The sequence below is a fragment of the Streptomyces sp. NPDC046876 genome (assembly GCF_040645035.1).
Classification (GTDB): domain Bacteria; phylum Actinomycetota; class Actinomycetes; order Streptomycetales; family Streptomycetaceae; genus Streptomyces.
This window is the reverse complement of sequence record NZ_JBEYXK010000030.1, coordinates 32,878-53,568: the sequence shown is the minus strand read 5'-3', so window position 1 is coordinate 53,568 and position 20,691 is coordinate 32,878. Positions and strand designations below refer to the sequence as shown.

16 protein-coding genes, 3 tRNA genes and 1 pseudogene are annotated in these 20,691 nt (G+C 71.2%); 11 read left to right on the top strand and 9 right to left on the bottom strand.

Going from position 1 to position 20,691, the window contains the following annotated elements; genetic code table 11:
• Window positions 1–15 precede the first annotated feature (15 nt).
• The 3 genes from ABZ924_RS18440 to ABZ924_RS18430 all read right to left on the bottom strand — a co-directional run bounded on the left by ABZ924_RS18440 (window position 16) and on the right by ABZ924_RS18430 (window position 692).
• A tRNA-Gly gene (locus ABZ924_RS18440) sits at window positions 16–88 on the bottom strand.
• Window positions 89–168: 80 nt separating this feature from the next.
• A tRNA-Gly gene (locus tag ABZ924_RS18435) sits at window positions 169–240 on the bottom strand.
• A 134-nt stretch (window positions 241–374) separates the two neighbouring features.
• Complete coding sequence (locus ABZ924_RS18430; protein WP_361910351.1) at window positions 375–692, bottom strand: Lsr2 family protein; 318 nt, start codon at window positions 690–692, stop codon at window positions 375–377.
• 348 nt (window positions 693–1,040) lie between these two features.
• Here ABZ924_RS18430 and purS point away from each other — a divergent pair, with 348 nt between their 5' ends.
• The 6 genes from purS (at window position 1,041) to ABZ924_RS18400 (ending at window position 7,356) form a co-directional block, all read left to right on the top strand.
• On the top strand, window positions 1,041–1,286 hold the full coding sequence (gene purS, locus ABZ924_RS18425; protein ID WP_179174904.1) for a phosphoribosylformylglycinamidine synthase subunit PurS: 246 nt from the start codon (window positions 1,041–1,043) through the stop codon (window positions 1,284–1,286).
• Complete coding sequence (purQ, locus tag ABZ924_RS18420; RefSeq protein WP_361910347.1) at window positions 1,283–1,963, top strand: phosphoribosylformylglycinamidine synthase subunit PurQ; 681 nt, start codon at window positions 1,283–1,285, stop codon at window positions 1,961–1,963. Before purS ends, purQ begins: the two co-directional genes overlap by 4 nt.
• Window positions 1,960–4,209, top strand: a complete 2,250-nt coding sequence (purL, locus tag ABZ924_RS18415) for a phosphoribosylformylglycinamidine synthase subunit PurL (protein ID WP_361910344.1) — start codon at window positions 1,960–1,962, stop codon at window positions 4,207–4,209. The genes purQ and purL overlap by 4 nt, the downstream gene beginning before the upstream one ends.
• A 147-nt stretch (window positions 4,210–4,356) precedes the next feature.
• The gene (locus ABZ924_RS18410; RefSeq protein WP_361910341.1) at window positions 4,357–5,637 is read left to right on the top strand and encodes a hypothetical protein; all 1,281 of its coding nucleotides are present in this window, start codon (window positions 4,357–4,359) and stop codon (window positions 5,635–5,637) included.
• A gap of 17 nt (window positions 5,638–5,654) precedes the next feature.
• Window positions 5,655–6,443: a sterol carrier family protein gene (locus ABZ924_RS18405; RefSeq protein ID WP_361910339.1), complete on the top strand. Its 789-nt coding sequence runs from the start codon at window positions 5,655–5,657 to the stop codon at window positions 6,441–6,443.
• A gap of 70 nt (window positions 6,444–6,513) precedes the next feature.
• A complete protein-coding gene (locus tag ABZ924_RS18400; RefSeq protein ID WP_361910336.1) occupies window positions 6,514–7,356 on the top strand; it encodes an META domain-containing protein in 843 nt (280 codons plus the stop codon).
• A gap of 44 nt (window positions 7,357–7,400) precedes the next feature.
• Here ABZ924_RS18400 and ABZ924_RS18395 read toward each other — a convergent pair whose 3' ends face one another.
• A complete protein-coding gene (locus ABZ924_RS18395) occupies window positions 7,401–8,852 on the bottom strand; it encodes a sulfatase-like hydrolase/transferase (protein ID WP_361910333.1) in 1,452 nt (483 codons plus the stop codon).
• Window positions 8,853–9,028: 176 nt separating this feature from the next.
• Window positions 9,029–9,124, bottom strand: coding sequence for a putative leader peptide (locus ABZ924_RS18390; RefSeq protein WP_352211348.1), 96 nt, complete (start codon window positions 9,122–9,124; stop codon window positions 9,029–9,031).
• Window positions 9,125–9,285: 161 nt separating this feature from the next.
• On the opposite strand from ABZ924_RS18390, the gene purF reads away from it, so the two are divergent.
• Together purF and purM are read left to right on the top strand one after the other, a co-directional pair.
• Window positions 9,286–10,803, top strand: a complete 1,518-nt coding sequence (purF, locus tag ABZ924_RS18385; protein ID WP_361910330.1) for an amidophosphoribosyltransferase — start codon at window positions 9,286–9,288, stop codon at window positions 10,801–10,803.
• A 97-nt stretch (window positions 10,804–10,900) separates the two neighbouring features.
• Window positions 10,901–11,971 (top strand): phosphoribosylformylglycinamidine cyclo-ligase, encoded by a 1,071-nt coding sequence (gene purM, locus ABZ924_RS18380; protein ID WP_361910327.1) that lies wholly within the window; start codon window positions 10,901–10,903, stop codon window positions 11,969–11,971.
• 130 nt (window positions 11,972–12,101) lie between these two features.
• On the opposite strand, the gene ABZ924_RS18375 is transcribed toward purM, so the two are convergent.
• Together ABZ924_RS18375 and ABZ924_RS18370 are read right to left on the bottom strand one after the other, a co-directional pair.
• Complete coding sequence (locus tag ABZ924_RS18375; RefSeq protein WP_361910407.1) at window positions 12,102–12,371, bottom strand: DUF3073 domain-containing protein; 270 nt, start codon at window positions 12,369–12,371, stop codon at window positions 12,102–12,104.
• 305 nt (window positions 12,372–12,676) lie between these two features.
• Window positions 12,677–13,777, bottom strand: coding sequence for a Glu/Leu/Phe/Val dehydrogenase dimerization domain-containing protein (locus tag ABZ924_RS18370; protein WP_361910325.1), 1,101 nt, complete (start codon window positions 13,775–13,777; stop codon window positions 12,677–12,679).
• A 229-nt stretch (window positions 13,778–14,006) separates the two neighbouring features.
• On the opposite strand from ABZ924_RS18370, the gene ABZ924_RS18365 reads away from it, so the two are divergent.
• Entirely contained in the window at window positions 14,007–14,861 is an 855-nt protein-coding gene (locus ABZ924_RS18365) for a hypothetical protein (RefSeq protein ID WP_361910323.1), read from the top strand.
• Window positions 14,862–15,517: 656 nt separating this feature from the next.
• Window positions 15,518–15,724 carry a developmental transcriptional regulator BldC gene (bldC, locus tag ABZ924_RS18360; protein ID WP_003949541.1) on the top strand — a complete coding sequence of 69 codons (207 nt, stop codon included), beginning with the start codon at window positions 15,518–15,520 and terminating at the stop codon, window positions 15,722–15,724.
• 422 nt (window positions 15,725–16,146) lie between these two features.
• Here the strand turns inward: bldC and ABZ924_RS18355 are convergent.
• Together ABZ924_RS18355 and hrpA are read right to left on the bottom strand one after the other, a co-directional pair.
• Window positions 16,147–16,220 (bottom strand) — tRNA-Asp (locus tag ABZ924_RS18355).
• A gap of 92 nt (window positions 16,221–16,312) precedes the next feature.
• Window positions 16,313–20,236: an ATP-dependent RNA helicase HrpA gene (gene hrpA / locus ABZ924_RS18350; protein WP_361910320.1), complete on the bottom strand. Its 3,924-nt coding sequence runs from the start codon at window positions 20,234–20,236 to the stop codon at window positions 16,313–16,315.
• A 111-nt stretch (window positions 20,237–20,347) separates the two neighbouring features.
• Here hrpA and ABZ924_RS18345 point away from each other — a divergent pair.
• Window positions 20,348–20,691 (top strand): annotated as a pseudogene (locus ABZ924_RS18345) (hypothetical protein); the annotation flags it as partial.

Sequence of the window (20,691 nt, the reverse complement as noted above, 5' to 3'; positions counted from 1 at the left end):
GGCCTTTGTCCTCTGAGCGGACGACGAGACTCGAACTCGCGACATCCACCTTGGCAAGGTGGTGCTCTACCAACTGAGCTACGTCCGCATGCCCGCTTCGGCGTTGCCGCCGGGCGATGCGTGCATCACTCTACCCGATCCACCGGAGTGGTCGGTAAAGCGTTGCAGAGCGGGTGACAGGGATCGCACACTGCGCCTTCCCCCTGGAAGGGGGATGTTCTGCTACTGAACTACACCCGCACGACCTTCGAGGCTCTGACCTGCGGTCTCGCCCCTCGGCGTGATCCACACACTAGCGGATCGGAGGGGGTGGATGCCAAATCCGCCCCCGGGCCGACCCGGGAGCGCCCGGGGGCCGCTCCCGGGCGCCTCCCTCAGTGGGCCTCGTTGTAGGCCTCGTAGACCCGCTTCGGGATCCGGCCCCGCGGCGGCACGTCGAAGTCGTGGGAGCGGGCCCAGGCGCGGACGACCGCCGGGTCCGGGGCCAGGGAGGTGTGCTTGAAGGCCTTGCCGGACCGGGCCTTGCGGCGGCCGGCGGCCACGTACGGCTCGAGCGTCTTCCGCAGTTTCTTTGCGTTGGCCAGATTCAGGTCGATCTCGTACGACTTACCGTCCAGCCCGAACGCGACCGTTTCCGCCGCTTCTCCGCCGTCGATGTCGTCGGAGATCGTGACCACTACGCGCTGCGCCACGGATATCGGTCCCTTCGTGCGACAGTCGTCCCAGTTGACGTGCGGCGATGTCGCTGATGTGGATGTTTCGGAGCAATGCATCTTTCCGTCCCCGTTGCGGAACGGCAAATACCGCTGCCCCGGGGATTCCTTTGTACCGCGATTCCCATTGCATTGCGAAGCCCAGTTAATTGTCTCCGCGTGTCCCGCCGCAATGCCGAGTGCGCGGTTTTCCGGCGGATTTTGCGAAGCGTTGGTGAAGCCGAAACGGCCGCCGGATGGCGCACCGGGGAAATCTACCCGCGTAGAAATTTGGGGCGGGTACGCTGAGGGAACCGCCTTCGCACCAACCACCCATCGGGAGTGCCAGTGGCACGCGTCGTAGTCGACGTCATGCTCAAGCCGGAGATCCTCGACCCCCAGGGCCAGGCGGTGCAGCGTGCACTGCCGCGCCTGGGCTTCGAGGGCATCGCCGACGTCCGCCAGGGGAAGCGCTTCGAGCTGGAAGTGGAGGGTCCGGTCGACCAGGCCGCCCTCGACCGCATCCACAAGATGGCCGAAACGTTCCTCGCCAACACCGTCATCGAAGACTTCGTCGTCAAGGTGGAGTCGTGACCGCTCGCATCGGTGTCGTCACGTTCCCCGGAACGCTCGACGACCGTGACTCGCTGCGCGCCGTCCGCCTCGCGGGCGCCGAGCCGGTCTCGCTGTGGCACCGCGACAAGGACCTCCACCAGGTCGACGCGGTCGTCCTCGCGGGCGGCTTCTCCTACGGCGACTACCTGCGCGCCGGCGCCATCTCCCGGTTCTCGCCGGTGATGGAGACCATCATCGAGCAGGCCAAGGCCGGCATGCCGGTCCTGGGCATCTGCAACGGCTTCCAGGTCCTCACCGAGGCCCACCTGCTGCCGGGCGCGATGCTCCGCAACAACCACCTGCACTTCATCTGCCGCGACCAGAAGCTCCGCGTCGAGAACGCCGCGACCTCCTGGACCGGCGACTACGAGCAGGGCCAGGAGATCTCCGTCCCGCTCAAGAACATGGACGGCCGCTACGTCGCCGACCAGCGCACCCTGGACGAACTGGAGGGCGAGGGCCGCGTGGCCTTCCGCTACCTCGACTTCAACCCGAACGGTTCGCTGAACGACATCGCCGGCATCACCAACGCCGCGGGCAACGTCGTCGGCCTCATGCCGCACCCCGAGCACGCGGTGGAGCCGCTGATCGGTACCGGCCGCACCGACGGCCTCGGATTCTTCACCTCGATCCTGAAGAAGCTGGTCTCCGCATGACTCTGGACACCGTCAAGCACGCCGCCGAGACCCCGGACTCGGCGCAGCCCTGGAAGGAACTCGGCCTCAAGGAGGACGAGTACCAGCGCATCCGCGAGATCCTCGGCCGCCGGCCCACGGGCGCCGAGCTCGCCATGTACTCCGTCATGTGGTCCGAGCACTGCTCGTACAAGAGCAGCAAGGTCCACCTGAAGCAGTTCGGCGAGAAGGCCCCCCAGAACGACGCCATGCTCGTCGGCATCGGCGAGAACGCCGGCGTCGTCGACGTCGGCCAGGGCTACGCGGTCACCTTCAAGGTCGAGTCGCACAACCACCCCTCGTACATCGAGCCCTACCAGGGCGCGGCCACCGGCGTGGGCGGCATCGTCCGCGACATCCTCGCCATGGGCGCCCGCCCGGTCGCCGTCGTGGACCCGCTGCGCTTCGGCGCGGCCGACCACCCCGACACCAAGCGCGTCCTGCCGGGCGTCGTCGCGGGCATCGGCGGCTACGGCAACTGCCTGGGCCTGCCCAACATCGGCGGCGAGGTCGTCTTCGACGCCTGCTACCAGGGCAACCCGCTGGTCAACGCCGGCTGCATCGGCGTGATGAAGCACGAGGACATCCACCTCGCCAAGGCCTCCGGCCCCGGCAACAAGGTCATCCTCTACGGCGCCCGCACCGGCGGCGACGGCATCGGCGGCGTCTCGGTCCTCGCGTCCGAGACCTTCGACGACACCAAGCCCACCAAGCGCCCCGCCGTCCAGGTCGGCGACCCCTTCCAGGAGAAGCTCCTCATCGAGTGCACCCTGGAGATCTTCAAGGAGAAGCTGGTCGCGGGCATCCAGGACCTCGGCGGCGCCGGGCTGTCCTGCGCCACCTCCGAGCTGGCCTCCGCCGGTTCCGGCGGCATGCGCGTCGAGCTCGACACCGTCCCGCTGCGCGACGCGACGCTCTCGCCCGAGGAGATCCTCATGAGCGAGTCGCAGGAGCGCATGTGCGCGATCGTCGAGCCGCAGCACGTCGACCGCTTCATGGAGATCTGCGAGAAGTGGGACGTCATCGCCACCGTCATCGGTGAGGTGACCGACGGCGAGCGCCTGGAGATCTTCTGGCACGGCGAGCAGATCGTGGACGTGCCCCCGGGCACCGTCGCCCACGAGGGCCCGGTCTACCACCGGCCGTACGCCCGCCCGGACTGGCAGGACGCCCTCCAGGCCGACGACGCGAACAAGCTGCCCCGCCCGCAGACCTCCGAGGAGCTCCGCGCGCAGGTCCTGGCGCTGGTCTCGTCCCCGAACCAGGCCTCGAAGTCCTGGGTCACCGACCAGTACGACCGCTTCGTGCAGGGCAACACCGTCCTCGCTCAGCCCGAGGACGCCGGCATCGTCCGCATCGACGAGGAGTCCAACCTCGGCGTCGCCATGGCGACCGACGGCAACGGCCGCTACGCCAAGCTCGACCCGTACACGGGCGCGCAGCTGGCCCTGGCCGAGGCGTACCGCAACGTCGCCGCGACCGGTGCCAAGCCGCTGGCCATCTCCGACTGCCTGAACTTCGGCTCGCCGGAGGACCCGGGCGTCATGTGGCAGTTCGCCGAGGCCACCCGGGGTCTCGCCGACGGCTGCCTGGAGCTGGGCACGCCGGTCACCGGCGGCAACGTCTCGCTCTACAACCAGACCGGCGACACCGCGATCCACCCGACCCCGGTCGTGGCGGTCCTCGGCGTCATCGACGACGTCAACCGCCGTACGCCGATGGCGTTCGCGGAGGCCGGCCAGCTGCTGTACCTGCTCGGCGACACCGCCGAGGAGTTCGGCGGCTCGGCCTGGTCGCAGGTCGTCCACGACCACCTCGGCGGCCTGCCGCCCAAGGTGGACCTGGGCCGCGAGAAGCTGCTCGCGGAGATCCTGATCTCCGCCTCCCGCGACGGCATGATCGACGCCGCGCACGACCTGTCCGACGGCGGCGTGGTCCAGGCGCTCACCGAGTCCTGCCTGCGCGGCGGCAACGGCGCCCGGATCGTGGTCCCGGAGGGCCTGGACGCGTTCACCTTCCTGTTCTCCGAGTCGGCGGGCCGGGCCATCGTGGCCGTCCCGCGCAGCGAGGAGCTCCGCTTCACCGACATGTGCGGTGCGCGCGGTCTGCCTGCCACCCGCATCGGCGTGGTGGACGGCGAGGAGATCGAGGTCCAGGGCGAGTTCACGATCCCGCTGGCCGAGCTCCGCGAGGCCCACGAGGCGACGATCCCGGCCCTGCTGGCCTGATCCCGTTCGAGCGGTACGGGGCCCCGTCCACGCTGTGGGCGGGGCCCCGGCCGTCTGCCGCGCGGGCCTCGCCGGGCGAAGCGGCCGTTGCGGTTCCGTAGCGCGCCGCCCCTCGGGCTGTGACCTGCGCCTTCGCATACTGACCCCGTGCCCGACCACGTCAAATACCTGCCCCCGGCCGCGATACCCGTCGGCGGCGCCCCGACCTGGGATCCCGCCGATGCCGAGCGCTGGCGCGGGGCGGGTGTCCCCCTGCTGTTCGCCCCCGCCGGCGGCGCCTGGGCGCTGGCCCCGCTGGTGTGCGCGGCGGCCGTCCTGCTCGGCTGGAACGATCCGGCAGCGGAGGAGATCGGCACCTCCTGGTACGGCTATCCCCCGGCGGTCCTGCTGATCGGCCTGCCCCTGTGGTTCCGGCTGGTCCCGGTCGCCACCGCCCTCGCCGCACCGGTGCTCGCCGGGTACGCCGCGCTCGGGTTCGCCGAGCGCGCGGCCGGCGACACGGCCGGCCGGGCCGGCAACGGGCTGGTCATCGCGGTGTGCGCGTACGCGTTCACCGGGGCCCTGCTGCGGCTGCGCGCCCGTCGGCGCCGGCGGGACCTCGTGCTCGCCGCCGCCGGCAAGGCCCGCCACCCGCTGCCCGAGAAGCTCCCGGACGGCCACCGCCGGCGCGGCCTGCCGCTGATCGCCGTCGGCGGCGTGCTCACCGTCGGCGCGGCGGCCCTCCTGGGCTGGGGCCTGGCCCGGGACCTGGGCGCGGCGCCGGGGATCCCGTACGACGCCGTGGGCCAGCAGGTACTGGCCATGCTGCTCCTCGCGCCCGGCGTCCCGCTGCTCGGCCGGGGTCTGGCCGCCCGCTTCGCCGCCCGCCGGCTGCGCGGCGCCCCGCAGCCGGCCCTCGTCGTCGGCGTCCGTGCGGACCACGACAACCGCCTGTGGCTGTACCCCGACGCCCGCACCACCTCCGCCCGCCCGCTGATCGCCTTCCGCGACCGCTTCGAGAACACGCGCGACGGCGACCGGATGCTGCTCGGCGGCGCCGAGGAGCAGCTGCGCAGGGACCACCACGACATCAACCACTACGGCGAGCCCTTCGAGGCGATCATGTACGGGACGCCGTACGAGGGCGCGGAGGTGGTCCTCGAAGGGGCGGTGTTCAGCGGGGACACCCGGATCGCCACCTGGGTGGCGGCCGCTCCCCTGCTGGCGCGCCGCCGGGGCGGCAGACACGGCTGGAGCCCGGCCGGGACCTCGTACCGCCTCGAGCGCCGCAGGGAGGCCGAGGAGGAGAAGGCCCGCCGCGCCGAGGGGTCCTCGTCCGACGGCGGCGGTTCCGGCTGCGGGTCGTCCTCGAGCTGCGGGAGCTCGGACAGCAGCTGCGGGAGCAGTTGCGGCAGCAGCTGCGGAGGCGGCTGCGGCGGCGGGGACTGATCGGGCAGACTCGCCGCATGGCATCCAGGACCCGCACCCGTAGCTACGACGCCGCGAAGATCCGCGCGGCCGTCACCGCGCAGTTCGGCCACCTCACCGAAGCCGTCCGGGAACTGACCCCCGAACAGCTCGGACGCGGCAGCGGGCTCGGCGACTGGACCGTGGCCGACCTGGCCGCGCACCTCGCGTGGATCGCCGACTCCCTCGCCGCCGGGCTCGCCCGCCCGCCGGCGGCCGTGCCCGAGCTGGCGGCCGTGGAGTGGCCCTTCGCCACCGCCTCGCTCGCCGGGAAGATCGCGGAGGCGGCCAAGGAGACCCTGGAGGGCGCCCCGCTGCCCGAGCTGTTCGAGCGGGCCGGCGCCCGGATGGAGAAGGCGCTGGCCGCGAACCCGGACAGCCGGGTGCTGGACCTGTGGGTCGGGGACATGACCCTGGCCGATTTCCTCGTCACCCGGGCGGTGGAGCTGGTGGTCCACACCGACGACCTCAACCGGGCCGCCGGGACGGACGTCCCGATCGAGCGGCAGGCCCTGGCGGCGTGCACCCGGCTCCTCGCCGACGCCCTCGCGCTGAAGGCGCCGGGCGGCTCGGTGGAAGTCCGCATCCCGCCCTTCGCGGTGGTCCAGTGCATCGAGGGCCCCCGGCACACCCGCGGCACCCCGCCGAACGTGGTGGAGACCGACCCGCTGACCTGGATCCGGCTGGCCACCGGCCGTACGGACTGGGCCTCGGCGCTCGCGGACGCGCAGGTCAGGGCCAGCGGCGAGCGGGCCGACCTGGCGGCTTTGCTGCCGGTGATGAGCTGACGGCACGGAAGGACCCGACCGCACGGGTGAGCCGGCGGAACCGCCGCGGCCCGCCGTCCGTCCCAGCGGCATGCCCACTCTCCGGCACCTCCCCGCAGCCCTGGCCGCCGTCCTCGCGCTCGCCGCCGCCACGACCGCCTGCGCCGAGGGCTCCGGCCCCTCCGGAACCCCCCAGGACCCGGCCTTGGAGGGCTCCTGGTCCGTCCACAGCCTGACCGCGGACGGGAAGACCCTGACCGCACCGCCCGCCGCCCGGCTGTCCGTCGAGCCCGGCACGGACCCGCACCGGGCCGAGGCCTCCGGGGTCTACGGCTGCAACGGCTTCGGCGATGCCACCGTGGTCTACGGAACGGGATCCGAGCGGTCCACCATCACGGTCATCCCGGGTGTCACGACCGCGATGGCCTGCAAGGACATGGCCTTCGAGACGGCCTTCGCCAAGCTCTTCCGCGGCCGCCTCGAGGTCCACCGCACCACCAACGGCCACCTCGTACTGAAGGCCTCCGACGGCAGCACCCTCGACCTCGTCGCGCAGCCGCCGACGCACGACGCCCCGCTCACCGCCACCACATGGACGGTGAACGGGCTGGTCAGCGGCGACACCGTCGCCTCAGTCCCGGCCGGGACGGAGGGCAGGGCGGTCTTCACCCTCGGCTCCGACTCCACCGCGAGCGGCACCCTCGGCTGCAACCGGTTCAGCGCCCCGGCCACCGTCCAGGGCTCCCGGCTCACCCTCGGGCCGCTGGTCACGACCCGGATGGCCTGCACCGGCCCGGCGGGCGACCTGGAGCGCACGCTGACCGAGCTGTTCGGCAGCGGCCCCCTCACCTGGCGGATCCGGGACCGTACCCTCACCCTGACCGCGGCCGACGGCCACGGCCTGACCGCCGAGGCCGCCTCCGCCGCCGAATGACCACCCCGTCCACAGGGTGTGGACACAGCTGCGGGGCCCGGAGGTCAGGCCGGGTACGGCAGCAGGCCGGCGTCCACCGCCTCCCAGGCCCTGCGCAGCTCGGCCAGCCGGGCCGGCTCCAGCGCGGCCCGGTCGGCCTGCTCCCGGACATCCGCGGCCAGGTCGAACAGCTGGTCGCGGCCCGCCTTGCCGCGGTAGTACTTCCAGTTCCCGCGCCGCAGGGCCCGCTCCCCGCGCACCCGCCAGAACAGGTCCCGCTCGGCCGGCTGCTCGCCGCGCAGCAGGTACCCGGCCAGGCTGACCCCGTCCAGCGGGTACGCCGCGTGCGGCCGGGTCCCGGCCAGCTCCAGCAGCGTCGCCGTCCAGTCCGGGGTGAACACCGGGACCCCGCTGACCTGGCCGCCGTCGATCCGGGCCGGCCAGCGCACGATGTTCGGCACCCGGATGCCGCCCTCCTGCAGGGAGGCCTTGTTCCCCGACAGCGGCCAGTTGTACGAGAACCGCTCGCCGCCGTTGTCGCTGGAGAAGAACACCAGGGTGTCCTGCTCCTGCCCGGAGCGGCGCAGGGCGTCCAGCACCGCGCCGACCGAGCGGTCGAGGTCCTCGACCATCTGCTTGTACTTCTCGACGGAGCCGCCGTCCTGGTGCCACAGGGCCCGCGCGTCGCCCGCCCTGATCCGGCGCTCGACCTCGGCGCTCGCCGCGGTGTCGCCGTCGGCGATCCACGGCCAGTGCGGGGTGGTGAAGTTGAGGTTCAGCAGCCACGGCTTGCCGCCGTGGTCGCGGGCGACGTACTCGGAGGCCCGCTCGGTCAGGATCCGGGTGTAGTAGCGCAGGTCCTTGTACGTGGCGTCGCCCTCGTAGAGGTCGTACTCGCCGCCCAGGCCCAGCTTGGAGTAGTACTCCAGGGCCCCGCCGAAGTTGCCGAAGAACTCGTCCCAGCCGGACCGGGTCGGGCTGTAGTCCGGCAGGTAGCCGCAGTGCCACTTGCCGATCAGCGCGGTCGCGTAGCCGGAGTCGCGCAGCAGCGAGGCCAGCGTCGGGTGCGTGGGCTCCAGCCCGGCGGACTTGTCGGCGATGGGCTCGGCGAGCCCGCCCTTGGTGCGGCCCGGGTAGCGGCCGGTGTACAGGCTGAACCGGGTCGGCGAGCAGGTCGCCGAGCCCGAGTAGGCGTCGGTGAAGCGGACGCCCTGGCGGGCGAGGCGGTCCAGGTGCGGCGTCCTGATGTGCGGGGAGCCGTACGAGGACAGGTCGGCCCAGCCGAGGTCGTCGCCCAGGATGAACAGGATGTTGGGCCGCCGGGACTGCCGGCCGCGGGCGGCGCGGAACTCCCGCTCGGCGGGTGCGGCCTCCGGGCCCGCGGGCGCCGGCTGCGGAGCCGCGTGGGCCGGGCCCGAGGCTGCTGCCGAGCCGACGGCCGCAGCGGCGGCGCCGGCCCCGACCGCACCGCCGAAGGCGCGCCGGGACAGCGGGGGCCGGTGTTCGTACGAGGTCACGAGTACTCCAGGGCACGGCCTGCCGGCCCGCCCGGGGGCGGCCGTCCGGCCCCGGGCGGCGCGGGACGGCGCACGGCACGGCAGGGCGGGGCGGCGGCAGCCCGGGCGGGCAGCGGCAGGAAGGGAAGACGGCGGAAAAAAGCCGAAGCAGGGAAAGAAAGGCGGAACGCGTGTGACTACGCGGAACAGCGACAGATGGCGCTCGCGACACGGACCAGGTCCACGTGCCGGCGCTCGACAAGGGTGACGGCTCGGTCACCGAGGGGCTGCATGGAGCGGAAGCCTGTCCGCATCCACCGCAGGCTGTCAACCTGCGCATTCCGGATTTCGAGACGGTCACCCTCCGCACGGGTTACCCGACTGTCCGCACTGTGACTTTTCCCGGGCGGTCCCCAATTCGGACCAGTGGTCGATCTCGCCTACACTCGGTGGCGTGCCTCGTGGTGATGGACGACTCAACCACGACCTGCTCCCCGGCGAAAAGGGCCCCCAGGACGCTTGCGGCGTCTTCGGTGTCTGGGCTCCGGGTGAAGAGGTCGCCAAGCTCACCTACTTCGGACTGTATGCGCTGCAGCACCGTGGACAGGAGTCCGCGGGTATCGCTGTGAGCAACGGTTCCCAGATCCTCGTCTTCAAGGACATGGGCCTCGTTTCCCAAGTCTTCGACGAAACCTCTCTCGGCTCGCTCCAGGGTCATATCGCGGTCGGTCACGCCCGCTACTCGACCACCGGAGCCTCCGTCTGGGAGAACGCTCAGCCCACCTTCCGCGCGACCGCCCACGGCTCCATCGCCCTGGGCCACAACGGCAACCTGGTGAACACCGCCGAGCTTGCCGAGATGGTCGCTGACCTCCCCCGTCAGGACGGCCGCGCCACCCAGGTGGCGGCCACCAACGACACCGACCTGGTCACCGCCCTGCTGGCCGGCCAGACGGACGACGACGGCAAGCCCCTGACCATCGAGGAGTCGGCCGCCAAGGTCCTCCCGCAGGTCAAGGGCGCCTTCTCCCTCGTCTTCATGGACGAGGGCACCCTCTACACCGCCCGTGACCCGCAGGGCATCCGCCCGCTGGTCCTCGGCCGCCTGGAGCGCGGCTGGGTGGTCGCGAGCGAGACCGCCGCCCTCGACATCGTGGGCGCCAGCTTCGTCCGCGAGGTCGAGCCGGGCGAGCTCATCGCGATCGACGAGAACGGCCTGCGCACCTCGCGCTTCGCAGAAGCGAAGCCTAAGGGCTGTGTCTTCGAGTACGTCTACCTGGCGCGCCCGGACACCGACATCGCCGGCCGGAACGTCTACCTCTCGCGCGTCGAGATGGGCCGCCGTCTGGCCAAGGAAGCCCCGGTCGACGCCGACCTGGTCATAGCGACGCCGGAATCGGGCACGCCCGCCGCCGTCGGCTACGCCGAGGCCAGCGGGATCCCGTACGGCTCCGGCCTGGTCAAGAACGCCTACGTCGGCCGGACCTTCATCCAGCCCTCGCAGACCATCCGCCAGCTGGGCATCCGCCTCAAGCTCAACCCCCTCAAGGAAGTCATCCGGGGCAAGCGCCTGGTGGTCGTCGACGACTCGATCGTCCGCGGCAACACCCAGCGCGCGCTGGTCCGCATGCTCCGCGAGGCCGGTGCGGCCGAGGTCCACATCCGGATCTCCTCGCCGCCGGTGAAGTGGCCGTGCTTCTTCGGCATCGACTTCGCCACCCGGGCCGAGCTGATCGCCAACGGCATGAGCGTCGAGGAGATCGGCACCTCCCTGGGTGCGGACTCCCTCGCGTACATCTCGCTCGACTCGATGATCGAGGCGACGACCATCCAGAAGCCGAACCTCTGCCGCGCGTGCTTCGACGGCGAGTACCCCATGGAGCTGCCCGACCCGCAGCTGCTGGGCAAGCAGCTCCTGGAGACCGAGCTGGCCGGCGGTGCCGACGCCGCCGACGCGCTGCGCCGCCCGTAGCGCCGCACCCCGCTCCACCTGCGCCGGGCCCTGTCTTTGAGGCTTCTCCCAGGGCCCGGCACCACACGCAGCAACGACACGAAAGCTCTCGCCTGTCATGACAGAGAAGACCACCGGTGCCAGCTACGCAGCCGCCGGCGTCGACATCGAAGCGGGCGACCGCGCCGTCGAGCTGATGAAGGAGTGGGTGAAGAAGACGCAGCGCCCCGAGGTCCTCGGCGGCCTCGGCGGCTTCGCCGGCCTCTTCGACGCCTCCGCCCTCAAGCGCTACGAGCGCCCGCTGCTGGCCTCCGCCACCGACGGCGTCGGCACCAAGGTGGACATCGCCCGTCAGATGGGCGTGTACGACACCATTGGCCACGACCTGGTCGCCATGGTCATGGACGACATCGTGGTCTGCGGTGCCGAGCCGCTCTTCATGACCGACTACATCTGCGTGGGCAAGGTCCACCCGGAGCGCGTCGCCGCCATCGTCAAGGGCATCGCCGAGGGCTGCGTCCTGGCAGGCTGCGCCCTGGTCGGCGGCGAGACCGCCGAGCACCCGGGCCTGCTCGGCCCGGACGACTTCGACGTGGCGGGCGCCGGCACGGGTGTCGTCGAGTACGACCGCCTGCTCGGCGCGGATCGCATCCGTACGGGGGACGCGGTCATCGCGATGGCGTCCTCCGGCCTTCACTCGAACGGGTACTCGCTGGTTCGCCACGTGCTCTTCGACCGGGCCGGGATGTCCCTCGACCAGCACGTGGAGGAGCTCGGCCGGACCCTCGGCGAGGAGCTGCTCGAGCCCACCAAGATCTACTCGCTGGACTGCCTGGCCCTCACCCGGACGGCCGAGGTCCACGCCTACTCGCACATCACCGGCGGTGGCCTCGCGGCGAACCTGGCCCGGGTCATCCCGGACCACCTGCACGCCACGGTCGACCGTTCGACCTGGACGCCGGGCGCGGTCTTCGACCTGGTCGGCAAGGCCGGCCAGGTGGAGCAGCTGGAGCTGGAGAAGACCCTGAACATGGGCGTCGGCATGATGGCCGTCGTCCCGCAGGAGTCGGTCGACGTGGCCCTGACCGCGCTGGCCGACCGGGGCGTCGACGCCTGGGTGGCCGGCGAGATCACCGAGCGCGGCGAGCACACCGAGGGTGCGGCCCTGACCGGCTCGTACGCGATCTGAGACAGCACGGAAACCCGGTCCGGGGCGTGGCCCTGGACCGGGTTTCGTGTGTCTGCCGTGTTGCTCTGTGCTGCTCAGCCGATGGTGGTCACGGTGGGCCACCTACGTGCTGCGGACGTGACAGCGTCAGTCAAGCGCCGCGGCGCTGCTGTGTCGACGGGCCGGACTCGTCGTCCTCGTCCTCGTCGTCATCGCTGTTGTACAGATCCGCGTACTTGGCGTACGGGTCGTCCTCGTCCAGCTCGTCATCGACGTCGACCGGCTCGCTGACAGGCAGCAGCGGCGCCGTCGGCGATGCGCCCAGCTCATTGGCCAGACGCGAGAGGTCAGTCCCGCCGCTGTTGTACTTCAGCTGGCGGGCGACCTTTGTCTGCTTGGCCTTGGCCCGGCCGCGCCCCATGGCTCGACCCCCTCGGTGACGGGGCTCGACGGCCCCAGAGTCTGACACGCGTTCATGGTTCGGAGCGGGCTCTCCGTGGAGAGACCGTCCGTAGGGGTTTAACGGTACCTGCTTCCGGGGCCATACGGTACGCCGCCCGCATGACGCGCCTCGGTGCAGGACCATCGAGGCGCCCCGTCCTCGCTGGTCAGCTGCGATTTTAACTCTTTCCTGGCGGACGACCCGCCGAAGTGCAGTGAGTTCCGTCTCGCCGCACCCCGGCGGGCGCACACGGCTGGTGCCGCAGGGCCGTCAGGGGGCCGCCGTCAGGAGGCCGTGGCCGCCTTCGCGGCGCGGCCGTCGGCCATCCGCTGCTCGGCGATCCGGTCGGCCGCCGCGGCCGGCGGAATGCCATCGGCCTTCGCACGGGCAAAGATTTCGAGCGTGGTGTCGAAGATCTTCGTGGCCTTGGCCTTGCACCGGTCGAAGTCGAAGCCGTGCAGCTCGTCGGCGACCTGGATGACGCCGCCCGCGTTGACCACGTAGTCGGGCGCGTACAGGATGCCGCGGTCCGCGAGGTCCTTCTCGATGCCCGGGTGCGCGAGCTGGTTGTTCGCCGCACCGCAGACGATCTGCGCGGTGAGGGCGGGCACGGTGTCGTCGTTCAGGGCGCCGCCGAGTGCGCACGGGGCGTAGATGTCCAGGCCCTCGGTGCGGATCAGGGCGTCGGTGTCGGCGACGGCGGTGACCTGCGGGTGCTTGTCGAGGATGCGGCGCACGGACTCCTCGCGGACGTCCGTGATGGAGACCTCGGCGCCGTCCTCCAGGAGGTGCTCGACCAGGTAGTGGCCGACCTTGCCGACGCCCGCCACGCCTACCTTGCGGCCGCGCAGGGTCGGGTCGCCCCACAGGTGCTGGGCGGAGGCCCGCATGCCCTGGAAGACGCCGAAGGCGGTGAGCACGGAGGAGTCGCCGGCGCCGCCGTTCTCGGGGGAGCGGCCGGTGGCCCAGCGGGTCTCGCGGGCGACGACGTCCATGTCCGCCACGTACGTGCCGACGTCGCAGGCCGTCACGTAGCGGCCGCCGAGGGACTCCACGAACCGGCCGTAGGCCAGCAGCAGTTCCTCGGTCTTGATGACGTCCGGGTCGCCGATGATGACGGCCTTGCCGCCGCCGAGGTCGAGTCCGGCCATGGCGTTCTTGTAGGACATGCCGCGCGAGAGGTTCAGCGCGTCCTGGACGGCCTCCTCGTCGGAGGCGTACGCGTGGAAGCGCGTGCCGCCGAGGGCGGGGCCCAGGGCGGTGGAGTGGATGGCGATGACGGCTTTCAGGCCGGTGGCGCGGTCCTGGCACAGCACGACTTGCTCGTGGCCGCCCTGTTCCGTGCGGAACAGGGTGTGCAGGACGCCGTCGGTCATTTCGGTCACGGTGGTGACTCCCATGGAAGAGATGCGGCGGAAAGACGCCCGCCCTGCGGGTGGGGGAGGGCGCGCTGGGAGCAGAGTAAGACCTGAAGGGCCCGCGCACTCGACCTGTCCAGAGATCGGAACACTCGGGGAGTACCTACCCGGCAGTCCGGGGCGCAAGCAGCCGGGGCCGGGGGCGGGCGTGCGCGGGGCGGAGTAGGCCCGTGCGGGGCGGGGGAGTACGAAGAGCGTGAGCGAATCCTCCGAGATCGGGCTGCCGTCCGCGCGCTCGGCGCCGACCGTCCCGTACGCCTCCTACCTGCGCGTCTACGAGCCGCTGGCGGCCTTCGCGGAGCCGGAGCGCACGCACTGGGCCTCGTACGCCCGGCGCGCGGTGGTGCCGACGGCCCAGGACGAACTGCGCCGCTCGCTGGCGGACTTGGTGCGGGTGCCGGTGGTCGGGGTGCCGGTGCACGAGAGCGCGGACGCGTTCACCGCAGAGGTGGACGGGGTGCTGCTGGTCTGCCCCTGGCGGACCCGGCTGCGCGGCTGGCTGGCGCTCAAGGAGCTCGTGGAGGAGTTCCCGCAGCCGGTGCTGGACGCGGCGCTCCCGCCGTCGGCGCGCCAGCGGGCGGCCGAGGAGTACGAGCGCTGGCGCGAGCGGAACCCGGACGCGCGGCCGTGGATCCGCACCGCGGTGTGGCAGGTGCCACTGCGCTGGTTCGTGCTGGTGGCCGACGACGAGCGGGAGTACGTGCCGGGCGAGCGGCTGCGCTACCGGACGCCGATGGTGCAGGCCCGGCGGCGCCTCGCGCGGGGCCTGCGGACGCTGCGGGAGGCGGAGGGGTACGAGGGGTTCGCGGACGCCCTGGTCGAGGTCGGCAGCTGGCTGGAGGAGTTCCACCCGCGCTCCATGGTCGAGCTGGACTACGGCGGCCTGGTGCACGCACTGCCGGGGGACCGGCTGGCGGCCGACCGCTCGGCCCGGGACGTGGCGGTGGGGCTCGCGGCGCTGCGCTCCGGTGACGAGGTCGCGGCGGCGGAGGCGTACGAGGAGCTGTCGGAGCACTGGCGGGAGGTCCGGGAGCGGCTGTTCGCCAACTGAGGGGGCGCGGGACAGGGCGCGCGATACGGGCGCGATACGGGCGCGGGATGCGGAAATGGTGTGCCGATCTCATGCCGGATCTATCGCACCCATCGGCCGATCGGGTAGAAACAGCCGGTCAGTGTCTTGTCGGGGTCTCGTCGGTGTCTCGTCGGGGTCTCGTCGCGGTCTCGTCGGGTCGCGCCGGGATTCCCCCGGGGGCCTTAGGACCGGGACCTACGTCCCGATACGGGCCATTGGCCCAAGCGTGACGGACTGCACTAAACACACCCTTGCGCCGTTCCCCTACCCTCGTGCCAAAATAGGACAAGGAGTCCGGGGAGGGTTCCTTCCGCCCAACTAAGGGCGGAATGCTCGGCATTGCACGCTACGGGGGGTCTGACGACTCCTGATCGCTCTGTGACTGATCGTCACAGTGGGGTGACTGTCCGTTATAGGGCGGTCCATCGGCTTCCGCCGCTGATGAACACCTCGGAGGGCAATTCCGTCGGTTTGGCCGTCAAGGCTGGACGGATGGTGTAGTTGTAGTGCCGAGGACAAGCCGTTCGTCCTATAACCGACTCGGCCCGCGTATGTCCATTTCGGGCAACGCGGGCCAAGGTGCAGAATTTAGAGGAAAGAACCGAGATGGTTCGGTTCTCCCGAGGAGGCCGCTCATGACCGCTCGCACCCCTGATGCCGAGCCGCTGCTGACCCCGGCTGAGGTTGCCACGATGTTCCGCGTGGACCCGAAGACGGTGACCCGCTGGGCCAAGGCCGGCAAGCTCACGTCCATCCGCACGCTGGGTGGGCACCGCCGTTACCGCGAGGCCGAGGTTCGCGCCCTGCTCGCGGGAATTCCGCAGCAGCGCAGCGAGGCCTGAGGTCGCGCACAGCACCCCTGCTTTATCGCTTGACCGGGCCTGCATCGGATCCCCCAATCCGATGAAACCCACTGGCTTCATGCGGCCGGACCTGCCCCAACAGGTTCCCGGCCGTTCGATCGCGCTGGACTCCGCCGGGTCCAGCGCGATCTTTTTTTGCCCGGGTCGGGGCCGAATCGCGCCGACGAGGTGCGTCGGCGGATGGGGTGCCATTGCACATATTAAATCGAGCACGCGTATGGGTGCGATAAATGTGCTCGTTCCAAAAACTCGTGTGGTGACTCCCGTCACAGGGCACGCTCATGCGGACGGGGGATTTTGCGGATGCGACCGTTCCGCCAAAAGGGTGACTCCGGTGACTCCTGCTGGGCCCGCACATGCAGCAGGGCCCGCATCCTGGGGATGCGGGCCCTGCTGTGATGCGATCCTGACGGGACTTGAACCCGCGACCTCCACCTTGACAGGGTGGCGAGCTAACCAACTGCTCCACAGGACCTCGATGTGCAGCCGATTCCGCGTGGCTGCGCATCAGACTGTACAGCAGTTTCGGGGGTGTGGTCGAACCGGACGCCGCCGGGTCGACCGAGGTCACGGCGCCGCCGCGTCCACCGCCTTCACGATCCGCTTGTCGGAGATCGGGTACGCCGTCCCGAGCGCGTGCGCGAAGTAGCTGACCCGGAGCTCCTCGATCATCCAGCGGATCTCGGTGACCGCCTCCGGGACCGGCCGGCCCTTCGGCAGCTGCTCCAGCAGCCACGCGTACTCGTCCTGCATCTCGTGGACCTTCTCCATGCGCGTGGTGTCGCGCTGGACGGCCGTCGGCATCTGCTGGAGCCGCCGGTCCGCCGCCACCAGGTAGCGCATCAGGTCCGGCAGCCGGCGCAGGCCCGTCCGCGTCACGAAGCCGGCCGGCATGAGGGCCGCCAGCTGCGTCCTGACGTCCTGGAGGTTCGCGACCAGGGCCAGGCTCTGGGTGGCCTTCAGACGCCGCTCACAGGCCTGCCAGGCGGCCAGCACCTGCTGCACCTGGCCGACGGTGCGCACGGTCGTGTCCACCAGGTCGGCGCGCACGGCCTCGTACAGCTTCCGGAAGCCCGCCTCGTCCCAGGCCGGACCGCCGTGGTCGGCGATCAGCTTGTCGGTCGCCGCCGTCGCGCAGTCGTCGAACAGCGCCTGGACGGAGCCGTGCGGCGTGCGCGACAGGGCCAGCTTCTGCTGGTTGTTCAGCTGGTCGGAGGCGAACTTCGCCGCGTTGACGGGGAGGTTGAGCAGGATCAGCCTGCGGGTGCCCAGCCACATCGCCTGCTGCTGCTCGGCCTCGGTGTCGAAGAGCCGTACGGCGACGCTCGCGCCCTCGTCCACCAGCGCCGGGTACGCCTTCACGGGCTGGCCGGCGCGCCGGGTCTCGAAGACCCTCTCCAGCGTGCCGATGGTCCAGTCCGTGAGGCCGGAGCGCTCCACCGAGGCGCCGCCCGCCCGCTCGGCGGTGGCCGCGGCGGCCTTGGACAGCGCCTGGCGGGCCTTCGGCTTCAGCTGCAGGCGCAGGGCCTCCAGGTCCTTGTCCTCGGCGATCTTGCGGCGGCGCTCGTCAACGATCCGGAAGGTGATCTTCAGGTGCTCGGGGATACGGGCCGTGTCGAAGTCGTCGGCCGTGACCGGCACCCCGACCATCCGGTGCAGCTCCCGCGCCAGGGTGACCGTCAGCGGCTCCTGCAGCGGCACGGCCGTGTCCAGGAAGCGCGCGGCGTAGTTCGGCGCGGGCACGTAGTGCCGGCGGATCGGCTTGGGCAGCGACCGGATCAGCTCCGTGACGACCTCCTCGCGCAGGCCCGGGATCTGCCAGTCGAAGCCCTCGCCGGTGACCTGGTTGAGCACCTGCAGCGGGATGTGGACCGTCACGCCGTCCGCATCCGCGCCCGGCTCGAACTGGTACGTCACCCGGAACTTCAGCTGCCCCTGCCGCCAGGAGTCCGGGTAGTCCGCCTTCGTGACCCCGGCCGCCTTCTCGGTCAGCAGCATCTCGCGCTCGAAGTCGAGGAGCTCGGGCTCCTCGCGCCGCTTGTGCTTCCACCAGGAGTCGAAGTGCGCCCCGGACACCACGTGCTCGGGGATCCGCTGGTCGTAGAAGTCGAACAGGGTCTCGTCGTCGACGACGATGTCGCGGCGCCGCGCCCGGTTCTCCAGCTCCTCCACCTCGGTGAGGAGCTTGCGGTTGTCGGCGTAGAACTTGTGGTGGGTGCGCCAGTCGCCCTCGACGAGCGCGTTGCGGATGAACAGCTCGCGCGAGACCTCGGGGTCGATCCGCCCGTAGTTCACCTTCCGCTGGGCGACGATCGGCACGCCGTACAGCGTGACCCTCTCGTACGCCATCACCGCCGCCTGGTCCTTCTCCCAGTGCGGCTCGCTGTACGTGCGCTTGATCAGGTGCTGTGCCAGCGGCTCGACCCACTCGGGCTCCACCTTGGCGTTGACCCGGGCCCACAGCCGCGAGGTCTCCACCAGCTCCGCCGACATCACGAACTTCGGCTGCTTCTTGAACAGCGCCGAGCCCGGGAAGACCGCGAACTTCGCGCCGCGGGCTCCGAGGTACTCGTTCTTGTCGGTGTCCTTCAGGCCGATGTGCGACAGCAGGCCCGCCAGCAGCGAGACGTGGACGTGCTGCTCCGGCGCGTCGGCCTCGTTCACGTGGATGCCCATGCCGCGGGCGACCGTGCGCAGCTGCGAGTAGATGTCCTGCCACTCCCGGATCCGCAGGAAGTTCAGGTACTCCTGCTTGCACATCCGGCGGAACGAGGACGAGCCGCGCTCCTTCTGCTGCTCGCGCAGGTAGCGCCACAGGTTCAGGAACGACAGGAAGTCGCTGGTCTCGTCCTTGAAGCGGGCGTGGTGCTGGTCGGCCTGCGTCTGCTTGTCCGAGGGCCGCTCGCGCGGGTCCTGGATCGACAGGGCCGCCGCGATGACCATGACCTCGCGGACGCAGTTGTTCTTGTCCGCCTCCAGGACCATGCGGGCCAGCCGCGGGTCCACCGGGAGCTGCGAGAGCTGGCGGCCCATGGGCGTCAGCCGCTTGCGGGCGTCCTTCTCCTGGGGGTCCAGCGCGCCGAGCTCCTGCAGGAGCTGGACGCCGTCGCGGATGTTGCGGTGGTCCGGCGGGTCGATGAACGGGAACTTCTCGATCTCGCCGAGGCCGGCCGCGGTCATCTGCAGGATGACGGAGGCGAGGTTCGTGCGCAGGATCTCGGCGTCCGTGAACTCGGGGCGGCCGGTGAAGTCGTCCTCGGAGTACAGCCGGATGCAGATGCCGTCGCTCGTACGGCCGCAGCGGCCCTTGCGCTGGTTGGCGCTGGCCTGCGAGATCCGCTCGATGGGCAGGCGCTGGACCTTCGTGCGGTGGCTGTAGCGGGAGATGCGGGCGGTGCCCGGGTCGATCACGTACTTGATGCCGGGGACGGTCAGCGAGGTCTCGGCGACGTTCGTGGCGAGGACGATCCGGCGGCCGGTGTGCTGCTGGAAGACGCGGTGCTGCTCGGCGTGCGAGAGGCGGGCGTACAGCGGCAGGACCTCGGTGAAGCGGAGCTTCTTCTTGATGAGCGCGTCGGCGGTGTCGCGGATCTCGCGCTCGCCGGAGAGGAAGACCAGGATGTCGCCCGGCCCCTCGGCCTGGAGCTCGTCGACGGCGTCGCAGATCGCGGTGATCTGGTCGCGGTCGCTCTCCTCGGAGTCCTCTTCCAGGAGGGGCCGGTAACGGACCTCGACCGGGTACGTACGGCCGCTGACCTCGACGATCGGGGCGTCGCCGAAGTGGCGGGAGAAGCGCTCCGGGTCGATGGTCGCCGAGGTGATCACGACCTTGAGGTCGGGGCGCTTCGGCAGCAGCTGGGACAGGTAGCCCAGCAGGAAGTCGATGTTCAGGGACCGCTCGTGCGCCTCGTCGATGATGATCGTGTCGTAGGCGCGCAGCTCGCGGTCCGTCTGGATCTCGGCGAGCAGGATGCCGTCGGTCATCAGCTTCACGAAGGTGGCGTCCGGGTCCACCTGGTCGGTGAAGCGGACCTTCCAGCCGACGGTCTGCCCGATCTCGGACTTCAGCTCCTCGGCGATCCGCTCCGCGACGGTGCGGGCGGCGATCCGGCGGGGCTGGGTGTGCCCGATCATGCCGCGGACGCCGCGGCCGAGCTCCATGCAGATCTTGGGGATCTGCGTGGTCTTGCCGGAACCGGTCTCACCGGCGACGATCACGACCTGGTGGTCGCGTATCGCCTCGGCGATCTCGTCCTTCTTCTGGCTGACGGGCAGGGACTCGGGATACGTGACCTCGGGCATCCGCGAGGCACGCGCGGCCAGCCGCGCGGCGGCCTTCTCGGCCTCCGCGGCGATCTCGTCGAGCACGGCCTGCTTGGCCTCTGGCTTGCGGATGCGGCGGGCGCCTTCGAGGCGGCGGCCGAGGCGGTGCGCGTCGCGGAGGGAGATCTCACCGAGAAGCGTCTGCAGGGCGGCGAAGGAAGTAGACATACCTGCTCGAGGATCTCACCTGCTCCCTCCGGGTGGCGAACGCATTTGTCAGGCGGACCCGTAACATTTCGGGACGAGTCCCCCGACGCCTTTCCGCGAGAGGTCCCGCCCATGCCGAGCAGCCCGCGCCGCCGCGGTGTGTGGTGCCTGCTGGCGGGCGCCCTGCTGGCGCTGCTGTGCGCGGCCGCGGGGGCGGGGTCCGCTGCGGGAGCGTCCGGCTCGGTCGGGGCTGCCGGAGCCCCTACGTCCGTGGCGGTCCAGGCGGGCCCCGACGGTGCGGCGGCGGTCCACGGGGCCGCGGTGGTGCGGGATGCCGACCGGGGGGCGCCGCAGTGCGGGCCCGGGCCGGCGGGGCCCGACCGTGACCCGGCCGTGCCGGCGCGGGCCGGCGGCCACACGGAGCACGGCGTCGGCCCCGGGGGGGCGCCCGGCCCCCCCCCCGGCGCCCCCCCCCC

Bases quoted from the DNA above. Each gene is read 5' to 3' on its own strand.
- purL (WP_361910344.1), top strand. From the start codon at position 1,960: ATGACTCTGGACACCGTCAAGCACGCCGCCGAGACCCCGGACTCGGCG.
- ABZ924_RS18405 (WP_361910339.1), top strand. From the start codon at position 5,655: ATGGCATCCAGGACCCGCACCCGTAGCTACGACGCCGCGAAGATCCGC.
- ABZ924_RS18400 (WP_361910336.1), top strand. From the start codon at position 6,514: ATGCCCACTCTCCGGCACCTCCCCGCAGCCCTGGCCGCCGTCCTCGCG.
- ABZ924_RS18390 (WP_352211348.1), bottom strand. From the start codon at position 9,124: ATGCAGCCCCTCGGTGACCGAGCCGTCACCCTTGTCGAGCGCCGGCAC.
- purM (WP_361910327.1), top strand. From the start codon at position 10,901: ATGACAGAGAAGACCACCGGTGCCAGCTACGCAGCCGCCGGCGTCGAC.
- ABZ924_RS18375 (WP_361910407.1), bottom strand. From the start codon at position 12,371: ATGGGGCGCGGCCGGGCCAAGGCCAAGCAGACAAAGGTCGCCCGCCAG.
- bldC (WP_003949541.1), top strand. From the start codon at position 15,518: ATGACCGCTCGCACCCCTGATGCCGAGCCGCTGCTGACCCCGGCTGAG.
- hrpA (WP_361910320.1), bottom strand. From the start codon at position 20,236: ATGTCTACTTCCTTCGCCGCCCTGCAGACGCTTCTCGGTGAGATCTCC.